This is a genomic window from Paenibacillus sp. LHD-117 (assembly GCF_030929555.1).
Classification (GTDB): domain Bacteria; phylum Bacillota; class Bacilli; order Paenibacillales; family Paenibacillaceae; genus Pristimantibacillus.
Window position 1 is genome coordinate 56,793 of record NZ_JAVFVT010000032.1, and the last position, 15,771, is coordinate 72,563.

3 protein-coding genes are annotated in these 15,771 nt (G+C 54.2%); all 3 read left to right on the plus strand.

What is annotated here, in order from left to right:
- The first annotated feature begins 56 nt into the window (after positions 1-56).
- The 3 genes from RB620_RS22270 to RB620_RS22280 all read left to right on the plus strand — a co-directional run bounded on the left by RB620_RS22270 (position 57) and on the right by RB620_RS22280 (position 15,718).
- Positions 57-3,851 carry an alpha-L-fucosidase gene (locus tag RB620_RS22270; protein WP_308098216.1) on the plus strand — a complete coding sequence of 1,265 codons (3,795 nt, stop codon included), beginning with the start codon at positions 57-59 and terminating at the stop codon, positions 3,849-3,851.
- 76 nt (positions 3,852-3,927) lie between these two features.
- Complete coding sequence (locus tag RB620_RS22275; RefSeq protein WP_308098218.1) at positions 3,928-9,798, plus strand: Ig-like domain-containing protein; 5,871 nt, start codon at positions 3,928-3,930, stop codon at positions 9,796-9,798.
- Between the two features lie 34 nt (positions 9,799-9,832).
- The gene (locus RB620_RS22280) at positions 9,833-15,718 is read left to right on the plus strand and encodes an Ig-like domain-containing protein (RefSeq protein ID WP_308098220.1); all 5,886 of its coding nucleotides are present in this window, start codon (positions 9,833-9,835) and stop codon (positions 15,716-15,718) included.
- Positions 15,719-15,771: the final 53 nt, after the last annotated feature.

A 15,771-nucleotide genomic window follows, 5' to 3' on the forward strand; every position in this document is an offset into this window, starting at 1 on the left:
TCGCGCTCATCGCTCGGCATTTGCTGCAGCAGCTACCCGTTTAGGAGGGATAAACATTGAAAAAACGTTTTATAGCGCTCATTCTGGCGATGATGATGGTCTTTCTTAGCATTCCTGTTTCCCCATCTGTCACGGAGGCAGCCGCAAGCAGCGAGGAGCTGCTCGATATCGGGTTTGGCGGGGCATTCTCAACGGATAAAGGCTATACCTCGGCTACTGGCGAGATCATGTACGGGGATGTCAATCGGCGCGCGGGCACCGAGCAATTAGTGTTTGGCGAAGGAGTCGTCTTGAATGGCGGCACGCAAGGCATTGAATTTCTCTCGAACAATTCGTACGGTACGACGACAGTTAATGATGCGTTTGTCGTGGAAGCAAAGTTCAAGCCGCAGGCGAATCAAGCCGCGCTGGGCACGATTATCGGGGTAATGGGCAATATGTATGCGCGTTACCAATCCGCCACGAGAATCGAATACGGCTTTGCCGTGAATAACAACGGCACATGGGCGGAATACAGAGGCAACGCGGCTGCTCCGGAGACGGGGAAGGAGCATAGTCTTGCCTTGGTATACCAGCCTGCCGCGAACGGAGCCGTGCTTCGCGCATTCCTTAACGGCGCGGAGCTGACGCCGGCAACCTCGACCAATGGGCGCGCGGCGATCAGCGGAGGCGGCAGCGGCAAATTCAGCTTCGGCAATGAGGTGCATACGGCCGGATTAAGCCGCGGCTTCAAGGGCTCCATCTCGCAAGCGGTAGTCACAAGCTTCGAAGGAGAGTTCGATTCGTCGCTGCTGAAGACGATGGAGCTCTCCAAGATCGATCGCAGCCTGATGGCCATGGCGCTTGGAACGTTGTCGGACGGGAACTATACCCCCTCCGCAGATGAGCTTGTCCTTGGCCAAGTAGCGGTGACCGGCGGTCAAGTGACAGGTCTTGGCCGTATCGATATGAGCGGCGACAACTCAAGGATTAGCTTCACATCGGCAACAGCGCTCGTACAGAATGGCGTTCTGGCGAACCATTACGTTGCCGAAATCTCGGCGCATCCATCCGCGCTTAAGCCGGGAGCAACGCTGATCGATCTGGCCGGCGCGGTTCAGCTGCGCCGTTCGGCTGCGGGCGAGAAGCTGGAAGTTCTTGTGAACGGACAGCAGGCGGGTACGTTCGACATAACAGGCAAGCTGACCGGCGAGTTTAACCAAGTCACCCTTCTATACAGAAATCTGAGTGCGACCCAAGCCGAGGTGGCGGTATGGTGGGGCAACGAGCAGCTGGGCAATGCCATTCCTCTTAATGCCTTGCCAATCGCGGCGCATAATTCCGTCATGTACGGCGGCGGCGCCACAGGCGCAAGCAGTGCGAGCATGGACGGCGAAATATACGGAGTAGCCTTCGGCAAGCTGACCGGCCAATTCAAAAGTGGCATGTTGGGACTGTCGGGAGGTCCATGCATCCTGCCTGAAGGGCTAGAACCCGGCAACCGGATCGCCATTCGAGCGAACGAATGTCCGGCGGCAATCGCGGCCAAAGCATCGTTAGCGCGGCCGGAACCGCGGCAAGTCGCTTGGCAGCAATATGAGCAGACGGCTTTCCTGCACTACGGGATTAACACGTACTATGGCGTGGAGTGGGGGAACTTCAACGAAGATCCGAACCGGTTCCAGCCTACAGATCTCGATACGGACCAATGGGCCCGCACGCTCAAGGAGAGCGGGTTCAAGATGGCGATTCTGACCGTCAAGCATCATGACGGATTTCTGCTATATCCATCCCGGTATACGGATTTTGACGTAGCAAGCAGCACGTGGCGGGACGGCAATGGGGATGTGCTCCGCGAATTTGTGGATTCGATGCGCAAATACGGAATCAAAGTCGGCGTGTACCTATCCCCATCCGATCATAGGGAATATACGAAAGGCAAATTCGGGAACGGCAGCCCTCGTCAAGTGCGGACCATTCCAACGTTGGTGGAAGGCGATGACCGTGCAGGCGATGCTTCTCTGCCAACCTTCCAATTACCGGCGACCGACTACGGCGCGATTATGCTTAATGAGCTGTACGAGGTGTTGACGCAATACGGAGAAATCGATGAGGTATGGTTCGACGGCTCGCAAGGCAATATTCCGGGGAACCGGGCGGAGAATTACGATTGGGACAGCTATTATTCGCTGATCCGCGAGCTGGCGCCGAACGCCGTAATCGCCGTGCAAGGAGAGGATGTCCGCTGGGTCGGCAACGAATCGGGCAGAGCGCGCGAGAACGAGTGGAGCGTGCTGGGCGCCAAGATGAACGCGAATGGCATACAAAGCTATTATCCATCCTATCAATCCTCCGATCTTGGCAGCCGGGCGGCGCTTGCGGGCGCGGCCGCGAACGGCATGAACTACTTGACCTGGTGGCCTGCCGAGGTGGACGTCAGCATCCGCCCGGGCTGGTTCTACCATGCCAATCAATCGCCGAAGTCCGTCGCGCAGCTTCGAGACATTTATTATCAATCGATCGCGCGAAACTCTGTGCTGCTCTTGAACATTCCGCCGGACACACGCGGCCAGTTCGCTGACGCGGACGTGGCCCGATTGAAGGAATGGCATCAGCAAATGAAGCGCGAGTTCGCTATTAACCATACGGAAGGCGCTGCCGTCACGGGCGAGAATGGAGCACAAGGCGCAAACCCAAGTCACGTCAACGATGGATCCTACGATACGTCGTGGTCTGCTGCATCGACCGAGGCCAGCAGCCTGACCTTCAAGCTGGGAAGCTCCGTTACGGTGGATAAAGTATTGTTGCAAGAGGATATCCGTCAAGGCCAGCAAGTCGAATCGTTTGCGATCGACGTTCGCCGGAACGGACAATGGGAGCAGATCGCAGCGAGCGGAGTCATCGGCTATAAACGCGTCGTGCTGCTGCCGCAGCCGGTAACGGGTCAAGAGTTCCGCGTTCGTATTCTCAGCTCGCGCGGACCTGTCTACTTGTCCGAGGTGGGATTCTACCAGACGGGCGCTCCGCTGGCAGACAAAACGCAGCTGAATTCGTTAATGGTCGAAGCGCAGATGATTCACGACAATGCGGATACAGGCACGAACGTCGGTCAATATCCGCAAGCGGCGAAGCAAGCGCTCGCAGCGGCTATACGAGCAGCGAATGGCGTCAGCAAAAATGCTTCGTCCACGCAGCAGCAAGTGAACGAAGCGATAACCGCGTTGCAGGCTGCCATTGATACATTCGAGGCTTCCGTCATTGTTGTGGCGGAGGTGTCGGCGAGCCTGACGGGTCCGGCCACTGTTCAGGAGGGCTCCGGCTTTGCCGTCCGATTCGGTCTGAACCATGTGTCCGAGGATGCATTTGCCGAGGACGTTACGATTCAATATGACCCTGCCGTCATGGAGTTCGTGTCTGCCAGGGCGCTTCTTGACGGAGTGCAATTACTGGAGACCAAGACGATTGAGCCTGGCAAAGTTCGCTTCATTCTTGCAAGTACGGGCCAAGCGAATGCGGTTACAGGAAATGCCGAGCTGTTGGAGCTCCGTTTTGTTGCGAAGGAAGCAACAGAGACAGTGACGGGTACCATTGAAACGGCAGGTCTGCTGCTTGCCAATGAGACAGGCGCGGAATCGAGCGCGGCAGCCGCTTCCATTGCTGTAGAAGTAACCTTGTCTGGCCCAGCCGTTCCTGGCGATGTCAATGATGACGGCAAAGTAAGCATCGGCGATCTTGGCATAGCAGCCGCTCATTACGGCAAGTCGAAGCAAAGCAGCCCGGATTGGGAGCAAGTAAGGTTCGCGGATGTCAACGGCGATGAAATTATCGATATTGCCGACATCGCGGAGATCGCCCGAAAGCTATTAAGCTAGCAGACTGCTAGGAGAAAAAAAGGGGCAGGGCCGGCTCATGCCGCCCTTGTCCCTCTATCATACAGGAGGAGTTCGAATGATGAATGACCGATGGATCAAAAAAAACACAGCCATGTCCGTCATGGCAGCTCTACTGCTTACGACCTTCGCCTGGCCTGCAGCCGCCGCACAGCAAGCGCCGGCTTCCGCGCCAGCCGCGACATTCATGGCTGAAAGCGAAGTCATATCCACCAGCGAAGCTCGAAGGATCTCGTTCAACGACAACTGGCGCTTCCAGAGAGAAACGAACGGCAGCATCGCCGGTGCGCAGGCCCCCGGGTTCGACGACAGCGGATGGCGGGAGCTGAAGCTGCCCCATGACTGGAGCATCGAGCTCGACTTCAACCCGAACTCCCCCGCGACGCATGAAGGCGGGTTTCTGGACGGGGGAATCGGATGGTACCGCAAGACGTTTACGCTTCCGGAGTCCATGGCAGGCCAAAGCATCTCGATCGACTTCGACGGCGTCTATATGAACAGCTCGACGTATTTAAACGGGCAGCTGCTCGGCACTTATCCATACGGCTATAATGCCTTCTCCTATGATATTTCCAATCTTGTCTATACGGACGGCCGAGAAAATGTGATTGCCGTGAAGGTCAACAATACCCAGCCGAGCAGCCGCTGGTATTCCGGCAGCGGAATTTATCGAAACGTCTACTTAACGACTGCGAATCCGATTCATGTGGCGAGATACGGCACCTTCGTGACGACGCCGAATTTGGAGGAAGCCTATGCGGAAGGCCGGGCGGATGTAGACATTCAGACGAAGGTGGCGAATGACTCCGGTCAGCCGGCAGAAATAAAAGTCAAGTCCACGATCTACGATGAGGCGGGCGCAGAGGTCGCATCTGCGGAGTCAGATGCACAAACCGTGACAGCCGATGCGGTTGCGGTGTTCGATGATGAAACGGTGATTGAGAACCCTACGCTGTGGAGTCTGGACAATACTCACAGATATAAGCTCGTCACTGAAGTTATCGCTCAGGGACAGACCGTTGATACGTACGAAACGCTGTTTGGAGCCCGGTATTTCGAATTCGACAGCAACGAAGGCTTCTCCTTGAACGGCGAGTATATGAAGCTTCACGGCGCATCGATGCATCATGATCTAGGCGCGTTAGGTGCGGCGACGAATGAATGGGCCGTGGAGAGGCAAATGCAGATCATGAAGGACATGGGCGTTAACGCCATAAGGGTTACGCATAATCCGGCTTCGCCAGAGCTGTTGGAAGCAGCCAATGAGCTGGGGCTTCTCGTCGTGGAAGAAGCGTTCGATGCGTGGAAGCAAGGGAAGAAGACTTACGACTATTCCAGATATTTTGCGACCTGGGCGGAGCATGATGTGAAGGAAATGGTCGATAGAGGGAAGAATGAACCGTCGATCATTATGTGGTCGTTAGGCAATGAAATTTATGATACGACCAGCGCCAGCGGCGTTGAAACCGCCCGAAGCCTGATTCAGTGGGTGAAGGAGATCGATACGACGCGCCCGACGACCATCGGGGAAGACAAAACAAGAGGCGATAAAGTAAATGTGACGCCGATTAATTCCTACGTGAAGCAAATTTTTGACTTAGTCGATATCGTGGGATTGAACTACAGCGAAAATAATTATGCGGGATACCATAATCAGAATCCGAACTGGATCATTTACGGTGCGGAGACGTCATCCGCAACCCGGTCAAGAGGCGTCTACACCCATCCTTATACGTATAATCAAAGCACCAAATATGCAGACCTGCAGCAATCCTCCTATGACAATGATTATGTAGGCTGGGGACGCACCGCGGAGGATGCATGGAAGCGGGACCGGGATTTGAAGCATGTCGCGGGACAGTTTATTTGGACGGGATTTGACTACATTGGCGAACCAACACCTTATTACAGCACATTCCCTTCCAAAAGCTCTTACTTCGGCGCCGTTGACACAGCGGGCTTCCCTAAAGATATTTTCTACTATTACCAGAGCCAATGGAAGGAAGAGCCGATGGTCCATCTTCTGCCTCACTGGAACTGGAAGGCTGGCGAATCCGTTCGCGTCCTGGCATATACAAACGCGCATCAAGTGGAATTGTTCCTGAACGGCACCTCGCTTGGCGAGCGCCGTTATCAGAACAAAACGACCGCTTGGGGCAAATCCTACAAAGAAACCGCGGATGGAAAAACCTATTTGGAATGGGCGGTTCCTTTCACGGCCGGCAAATTGGAAGCCGTAGCGAAGGATGATGCCGGCAACATCATCGCCAGAGACGAAGTTGTTACGGCAGGTGCGCCTGCCGCTGTGAGATTAACGGCGGACCGCCAAGTCGTTGCGGCAGATGGCACGGACTTATCCTTCATTACCGTCGACGTTGTCGACCGGGACGGGAATATCGTTCCTAACGCTGACCATCTTGTTAACTTCACATTATCGGGCGAGGGCGAGCTTGCAGGCGTGGACAACGGCAATGCGGCGAGTATCGAACGATACAAGGACACGAAGAGGAAAGTGTTTAACGGCAAGGCATTAGCAATTCTCCAATCGAATACGTCGGCTGGCGAGATGACGTTAACCGCCTCCGCTGCAGGTCTGGGCGGAGATACAATTCGAGTGTTTACGGTACCGGCCAGCGACAGCGACGAGCCGACAGTGGCCGGTTATGAGCTGATCAGCGTGACGACTGAGGTGAATGAAGCGCCGGTGCTGCCGGCAGCCGTCGATGTTTATTACAGCGACTCGTCGGTCATCTCGAAGAACGTAACCTGGTCTGCGATCGAGCCTTCCCGCTATGCGTCAATCGGCAAGTTCACGGTTCAAGGGACAGTGGAAGGCATGACGGAGAAGGTTGTTGCAACGGTAACCGTCCTGGGCGTTGTGGCTGTGAAGACGACAGCCGTCGTGACAAAAACAGGAATCATCCCGGTATTGCCGAAGCAAGTGAGCCTGCTCTACAGCGATGACTCGACGAGAGACGTTGCTGTGGAATGGGATCCTATACGCGCGGAGCAAGTAGCTTCGGAGGGCAGTTTTACGGTTGAAGGAACGGTCGCAGAAACTTCGATACGAGCCGCTGCAGCTGTGCGCGTTACGAATGAGAGCTCGCCGGTAAACATTATGCTGCGCAAACAAGGCTCGGTGTTTCCGAAGCTGGAAGCCACGTATACAGGCTCGGGAGATAATCTGAACCATATCAATGACGGCATAAAAAGCTACAATAACAGCCCGCAAAATCGTTGGACCAACTGGACGACTTCTCCTCGAGATGCGGGAGACACCATAACGGTTGATTTCGGCAAGGCTTATGCCATCAATAACTTGGATTTGTTCGTCTTTACCGATCATGGAACAGTGGTTCCAAGTGCCGTCACCGTGCAGTATTGGAACGGCTCCGCTTGGGCTCCTGTCAGCAATCAAACGAATCCTTCCCCCTATGTGGTGCAGAAGAACCAGATCCGTTTCGATACGGTCATGACTGACAAGCTGAAATTCCATTTGAAAGCGTCGGCAGCGGGTAAGTTTTCCGCATTGACAGAGGTCGAAGTTTATGCGGATCAAATCGCGATGGGCCATACAGCGAATCTGAGCAGCCTTACCGTTAACGGCAAGCCAATCGAACATTTTGATGCATTAACGAAAAACTATCAGATCAAGCTGCCATATGGAAGCGAGCTTCCCGAAATTCAAGCCATTGGCGCCGACGGCGCAACGGCAACGATCCTGCCTGTGCTTGCTTTGCCGGGAATGGCCAAAGTATACGTAACCTCCGAGGATGGCCAGGTTAGCTCTGAGTATGTCATCCATGTACAGACGGAGGAGGCGAAGCTGGTTTCCGCCGAGCTGCAGGCGGCAAGCGTCGAATTGACAGAAGACGATGTGACGGATCTGCAGCTAATCGGACAGCTTGAAAGCGGCGAGGAGGTCGAACTGGCGGGAGCGAGTCCAACCTTTACTTACGATGAGTCGTTGATCCGGATCGAGAACGGCAAGCTTTATGCACTCCGTGCAGGCCGTGCGGAAGTAACCGCATCGGTAACGTATAAAGGCAGGGCCGTAACGACATCACCGCTCGTCATCAACATCGCGCCCAATACAACGGAGAAAGTGATCACGAATTTGGAGCCGGTTACGCTCGTCATTGATAAGGGTGCTGAGCTCCATCTTCCAGCAACCGTAGTCGCCCATTATAATGCAGGACTGCCGCGTGAGGTTGCAGTCGCTTGGGATGCATTCGATCCTGCTCAAACGACTAAGCTTGGCGAGTTTACAGTTCTCGGCGATGTGGAAGGGACAACGATCAAAGCGAAAGCGAAGGTCATCGTTAAAGGCGTTATTGCGGTAGAGCATGTATCAACAGCCGTTCTGCGCAATCAAGCGCCTAGTCTTACAGAAACAGTAACGGTATATTTCAGCGATGGTACGCAGGCCCCTGCAGCTGTTGATTGGGCAGCGGCGCCGGAAGGCAGCCTGGGCACGCTTGGAACGTTCGAGCTGACCGGCACGGTTGACGGCATCAATCAACTCGCCAAAGCGAGTGTTCGCGTAACCGATACGGTCGGCGCTCAGCTCAATATTAGCCGTGCGAAAAATGGCTACGATTATCCGAAGGTGGAAGCTTCCTTCACCAATTTGGGGGACGGCTCGCTGGATCGAGCGGAAGCCATTAACGATGATGTGATCTCTTATGACGACACACCGCAAAACCGCTGGACGAACTGGCAAAGGACTCCGCGCGCGGGTGACTGGATTTCGGTCACGTTCGGAGATTTCAGTCCGGTTGAATACGATGTGGACAATATGGAGATTCATTGGTTCGGCGACCATGGCGTTACCTATCCTGCCAATCTAAGCGTGCAATACAAATCCGGCGACCGCTGGGTGGATGTAACGAATTTGCAAAGCCAGCCTTCTACTCCGACATTAGGAGAAGCCAATTCCTATACCTTTGACCGGGTGAAGACATCGGCATTGCGACTGAATATGACTGCACAAACCGGTAAGAGCTTGGCGATAACAGAGCTTAAAGTATTCGCGAAGCGGCCGGCGGCGGGCAGCGATATAGCGATCGCAGATATTCTATTGGACGGAAGCAGTATTCTCGATCGTTTTGTCCCGTCGGGCGACGGCTACGTATACAACGTTAAGATCAACAGCTTGGCGGATATTCCTAAGCTGACAGCGGTTGGCGAGAATAACACAAGTATTACGATCGTACCTGCCGTGACGGCGCCGGGGACGGCCAAGGTTATTGCGAAATCGGAGGACGGCTTGAAGACGGCAGAGTATAACATTCAATTCGTTCTCGATGACGAGGGTATACCGAAGCAGACCAAGATGACGCTGGATGGACCGGAAACTGTGCAGGCGGAACAATCGTTCACCGTTGATTTGGGCGTACAGCAAGTAACAAAGCCGGTGCAAGCTCTGGATCTGCGAATCGAGTATGATGCGGACAAATTCGAATTCGTCCAAGCGGAGTCGAAGCTGGAGCATGTGAAGGTCGTAAGCGCAGAAACGAATGGGTCCGGGATGCTGCATCTCATCGTAGCGAGCTTGGGCGCTCAGCATGCGATCCATGGCGACGGGGCGTTTATTGCATTGGAATGGCTAGCCAAGGAGACCGAGGAGGAAACCTCCGGAACGATCGGAACGACTGAGGCGCTGGTCGGCTATGCGGATGGCAGTGAGTCGACTATCGCTCTGGCATCCCATTCGGTCCTGGTGACACCAAGCCTTGTCCCAGCCAATCCGGATGTGAACGGAGACAACAAAATAAGCATTGGAGACCTCAGTCTCGTAGCCGTTCATTACGGCAAAACGAAGGACAGCCCGGATTGGTCCGTTGCGAAGCGTGCGGATATTACGGGCGACGGCAAGATTGATATCGTTGACCTTGCAGAGCTTGCCAGCAAACTTTTGCAGGAATAACGGGAAATTTAAGAATCGAACAGGAGGATAGCCAATGTTCAATCTTCGATGGGTCCAAAAAAGCGCAGCCATCTCAGTCATGACAGCTATGCTGTTCACCTCCTTTACATGGTCTGCGGCCGCACACCCCGTATCCGCCGCTTCGTTTCCCGCTCTGTCAACTGTCGGCAGCGAAAGGGCAGTTTCCGAAGATAGAAAAATTAACTTTAACGACAATTGGCGTTTTCAAAGAGAAACGAATGGCAGCATCGCCGGAGCGCAAGCTCCGGCCTTCGATGACAGCGCATGGCGGGAGCTGAAGCTGCCCCATGACTGGAGCATCGAGCTCGACTTCAATCCGAATTCCCCGGCAACGCATGAAGGCGGGTTTCTGGATGGGGGAATCGGGTGGTACCGCAAGACGTTCAAGCTTCCGGAGTCCATGGCAGGCAAGAGCATCTCGATCGACTTCGACGGCGTCTACATGAACAGTTCGACGTATTTGAACGGGCAGCTGCTCGGCACTTATCCATACGGCTATAATGCCTTCTCCTATGATATTTCCGATCTTGTCTATACGGACGGCCGAGAAAATGTGATTGCCGTAAAGGTCAATAATACCCAGCCGAGCAGCCGTTGGTATTCCGGCAGCGGAATCTACCGGAATGTCTACTTAACTGTGACGAATCCTGTTCATGTCGCGAGATACGGGACTTTCGTAACGACACCGAATTTGGAAGACGCCTATGCAGAAGGCCGAGCAGATGTGAGCATCCAGACGAAGGTGGCGAATGACTCCGGCCAGCCGGCAACGATCAAGGTGAAGTCCACGATCTACGATGAGGCGGGCATAGCAGTGTCGTCAGTCGAGTCGGCAGCGAAGACAGCAGCGCCTGATGCGGTCGCCGTGTTCGAGGATGAAGGTGTTATCGATAACCCGACGTTATGGAGCCTTGACAATCCTTACCGCTATACGCTGGTTTCGGAGGTTATCGCTCAAGGCGAGATCGTCGATACGTATGAAACGCGGTTTGGCGTCCGATATTTCGAGTTCGATAACAATGAGGGCTTTTCCTTAAACGGCGAGTATATGAAGCTGCATGGGGTATCGATGCACCATGATCTGGGCGCTCTTGGAGCGGCTATCAATGATCGTGCCGTCGAGAGGCAAATGCAGATCATGAAGGATATGGGCGTTAATGCCATCCGATCGACTCACAATCCGGCTTCGCCCGAGCTGATCGAGGTTGCGAACGAGCTAGGGCTGTTGGTCATCGAAGAAGCGTTCGACGCTTGGAATGTGAGCAAGAAGACTTACGATTATGCCCGGTTCTTCTCGGTATGGTCCGATCGTTACCAATCTACTTGGGCGGAGCACGATATTAAGGAAATGGTAGATCGCGGGAAGAATGAGCCTTCCATCATTATGTGGTCGCTTGGCAATGAGGTCTATGACGCGACGAGCGCTTCCGGCGGTCCAACGGCCGTTAAATTGAACCAATGGGTGAAGGAAGTCGATACGACGAGACCGACTACGATCGGACAAAACGCGATTCGGGGCGATGGGGTCAATATGTCGCTGCCCTCCGCGAATATTAAGGCGGTTATGGACGCGGTTGACGTTGTAGGACTGAACTATGCGGAGAACAATTATGCCGGCTATCACGAGACGTATCCGAATTGGATTCTGTACGGATCGGAGACGTCGTCGGCTACGCGCTCGAGAGGCGTATACACGCATCCCTATGAATACAACAGGATGCGAACTTACGCTGATTATCAGCAGTCCTCCTATGATAATGATGTTGTGGGCTGGGGAAATACAGCGGAGGTATCTTGGAAACGCGATCGGGATTTGAAGCACATCGCAGGTCAATTTATTTGGACGGGATTTGATTACATCGGCGAGCCGACTCCCTACTACAACTCCTACCCGGCGAAGAGCTCGTATTTCGGCGCGGTCGATACAGCGGGCTTCCCGAAGGATATTTATTATTACTACCAAAGCCAATGGACGGCCGAACCGATGGTCCATCTGCTGCCGCATTGGAACTGGACGGCAGGGACTTCCGTTCGCGTATTGGCCTACACCAATGCCCAGAAGGTCGAATTGTTTCTGAATGGTAAATCACTTGGGGAACGAAGCTATGTGAACCAAACAACCTCATTCGGAGTGCCCTATAAGGAAACAACGGACGGCAAAACGTATCTGGAGTGGGCGGTGCCATTCCAGGCGGGAACGCTGGAGGCTGTGGCGAAAAATGAAGCAGGCGAAATCATTGCCAGAGATCAGGTCGTTACGGCTGGGGCGCCGGCGGCTGTTCGATTAACGGCAGATCGGCATGTCATGACGGCGGATGGCGAGGATCTGTCTTTTATTACGGCAGATATCGTAGACAGCGAAGGCAACATTGTGCCTACCGCAGACCATCTGATCCAATTCACTCTGTCGGGCGGCGAGCTTGCCGGTGTGGACAACGGGAACGCGGCCAGCGTGGAGAGATTCAAGGATACCAAAAGAAAGGCTTTCAACGGCAAAGCCTTGGCGATTATCCGGTCGGATGAAGAGGCTGGAGAAATGCAGATTACGGCGAAGGTATCGGGTCTTCTTGGCGATTCGGCGAAGGTGTTTAAGGTTTCCGGCGATGAGAACGGTCAGCCCGAAGCCATCGGCTTTGCGGTCGTAGAGGTTGCGACGGAGGTCGCTCAAGCGCCGGAATTTCCGGCGTCCGTTGATGTTTATTACAGCGATTCGTCAACCGCAACAAAAAAAGTTGCTTGGGACGCCATAGAATCTGCTCAATATGCGAAGATCGGTCAATTTACGGTAGAAGGCACCGTGGAAGGCATCTCGAAAAAGGCGGCTGCAGTCGTAACCGTAACCGGCGTGGCGGCAGTGAAAGCTCAAGCCGTTGTGACGAAGGTTGGCGTGATACCGACTTTGCCGGCCCAAGTCAGCCTGTTGTACAGCGATGGCAGGGAGAAGGACGCTGCAGTCGTCTGGGATGCCATTCGCGAGGAGCAAGTAGCGGTAGCGGGCAGCTTTATCGTGGAGGGCAGCGTAGCGGAAACCTCGATCCGGGCGAAGGCAACGGTTCGAGTAACGGGTGAGTTCGAGAGAGAGAATCTCATGCTTCGTCAACCAGGTTCGACCTACCCTAAACTGGAGGCGACCTTTACGGCACCGGCGGACAATCTGAATCATATCAACGACGGCATAAAGAGCTACACGGATAATCCCAAAAACAGATGGACGAACTGGACGCGCACGCCGCGTGACGGAGGAGACGCCATCACGATTGATTTTGGCAAAGCCTACGCCATCAATAACTTACATCTGTATGTGTTCACGGATTCGGGCACCGTCGTACCGAGTGCCGTTACCGTGCAGTATTGGAACGGCTCGTCATGGGCGAATGTGAGCAATCAAACGAATCCCGTTCCTTATACCAAACAATTAAATGAAATTAAATTTGACACCGTCAAAACCGACAAATTGAAATTTCATTTAAAAGCTTCGCAAGCGGGCAAGTTTTCGGCTTTAACCGAAGTTGAGGTTTATGCGGAGAAGTTCGCTGTCGGCACAACGGCTCGTCTTAGCGGCATTCATGTAAATGATGAAGCGTTAGCGGATTTCGACGCCGGCAAGGATGAATATGCGATTACTTTGCCGTATGGAAGCGAGCTTCCAGAGATTGAAGCCTTCGGAGCAGACGGCGCAGTGGCCACCATCGTTCCGGCACATTCCATTCCGGGAGCAGCTCGAATCGTTGTCACTTCGGAGGATGGGCTTGCTGAGCCCGAATATGTCATTCGTATGAACATGGAAGAGCCGAAGCTGCTTTCAGCGGAGCTGAAAGCAGAGCGGACGGATCTTGTGGAAGACGATACGGTGGATCTGAAAGTCATTGGACTGCTGGAAAGCGGCGAGTCCATCGACTTGACGGCTTCGAATCCAACGTACGCTTTTGATCCGGGCATCATTAAGATCGAGAACGGCAAGCTCTACGCTCTGAGCGAGGGAGAAGCGAAGGTGACGGCAACGGTCGTTTACAAAGGGATTACCGTGAAGACGCCGGCATTTACGGTTACCATCACGCCGAATACGGCAGAGAAAGTCATTGAACGGCTGGAGCCTGTCACGGTCGTTGTTGATCGCGGCACAGCGCCGATTCTGCCGACTGCGGTTCTCGCTCATTACAACACGGGGCTTCCGAAGGAGGTTCCGGTAGCTTGGGAACCGATCGACCCGGCTCAATATGGCAAGCTGGGAGAGTTCACGGTGTTAGGCAGCGTAGAGGGCACCACGCTTAAAGCATCGGCCAAAGTAGTCGTCAAAGGCATCTTGGCTGTGGACAATATCTCCATGGCGGTGCTGCGCAATCGGACGCCGAATTTGCCGGATAGGGTAACGGCATATTTCAGCGACGGGACGGAGGAGCAGCTGGCCGTTCATTGGGAGGAATGGCCGGAGGGCAGCCTGGGTACTGTGGGGACGTTCGTCGTTACGGGTACGGTAGAGGGAACGCTCTTGATCGCCAAGGCGAGCATTCGGGTCACCGACCAGGTTGGCAGCGAACGCAACATTGCTAGAGCGAAGGAAGGCTACGATTACCCGAAAGCCGAAGCTACCTTCACGAACAACGGGCCCGCATCGCTTGACCGAATTGAAGCAGTTAATGATGGCGTGGTCTCGTATGGAGATGCTCCGCATAATCGATGGACTAACTGGCAGCGAACCCCGCGTTCAGGGGACTCCGTATCGATTACGTTCGGCGATTTCGGACCTGTCGAACATGTCGTGGACAACATGGACATTCATTGGTTTGGTGACAGCGGCACCTCTTATCCGGCATCGTTCAAAATCCAATATAAATCCGGCGACAACTGGCTGGATGTAACTCATATGCAAAGCTCTCCTCCTTCTCCGACATTAGGCGAGGCTAACCGGTATACGTTCGACCCGGTACGAACATCGGCGTTAAGAGTAGACATGACGGCACAAGCCGGCAAAAGTCTGGCGATCACAGAAATTAACGTGTTTACCAAAACAGCAGCTGCAAGCAGCGAGCCGGCGATTGCTGATATTAGGCTGGATGGCGGCAGCATCATCGACGGCTTTGTGCCAAGCGGCAGTCATTATGACTATGAAGCGCGGATTCAAAGTATGGACGACATCCCTGAAATTACAGCCTCAGGGGAGGATAACACAAGCATTACGATCGTACCTGCCGTTACGGCGCCAGCTACGGCCAAGGTTATTGCGAAATCGGAGGATGGCTTGAAGACGGTAGAATACAACATACATTTCATTCTTGATGACGATGGTACACCGGAGCAGACCAAGATGACGCTGGATGGACCGGCATCTGTGCAGGCGGAACAATCGTTTGCCGTTGATTTGGGCGTACAGCAAGTAACGAAGCCGGTGCAGGCTCTGGATGTGCGAATCGCGTACGATGCGGACAAATTCGAATTTGTCCGGGCGGAATCGAAGCTGGAGCATGTGAAGATCGTGAGCGCGGAAGCGGATGGGGCCGGAAAGCTGAAGCTTATCGTAGCAAGCTTGGGCGCTCAGCATGCGATCCATGGCGATGGGGCATTTGTTGAATTGGAATGGCTAGCCAAGGAGACGGAGGAGGAAACCTCCGGAACGATCGGAACGACAGAGGCGCTGGTCGGCTTTGCGGATGGCAGCGAGTCGAATATCGCTCTGGCTTCCCATGCGGTCCTGGTGACACCAAGCCTCGTCCCTGCCGACCCGGATGTGAACGGCGACAACAAAATAAGCATAGGCGACCTCAGTATCGTAGCCGCTCATTATGGCAAAACGAAGGACAGCCCGGATTGGTCCGTTGCGAAGCGTGCGGATATTACGGGCGACGGTAAAGTGGATATCCTTGACCTTGCAGAGCTTGCCAGCAAGCTTTTGCAGGAATGATTGAAAAGATAGCGGGGCGGGCGCTAGCTCACCCCGCATTAATCGAACGAGAA

Coding starts and splice junctions, on each gene's coding strand:
- RB620_RS22275 (WP_308098218.1), top strand. CDS start 3,928: ATGATGAATGACCGATGGATCAAAAAAAACACAGCCATGTCCGTCATG.
- RB620_RS22280 (WP_308098220.1), top strand. CDS start 9,833: ATGTTCAATCTTCGATGGGTCCAAAAAAGCGCAGCCATCTCAGTCATG.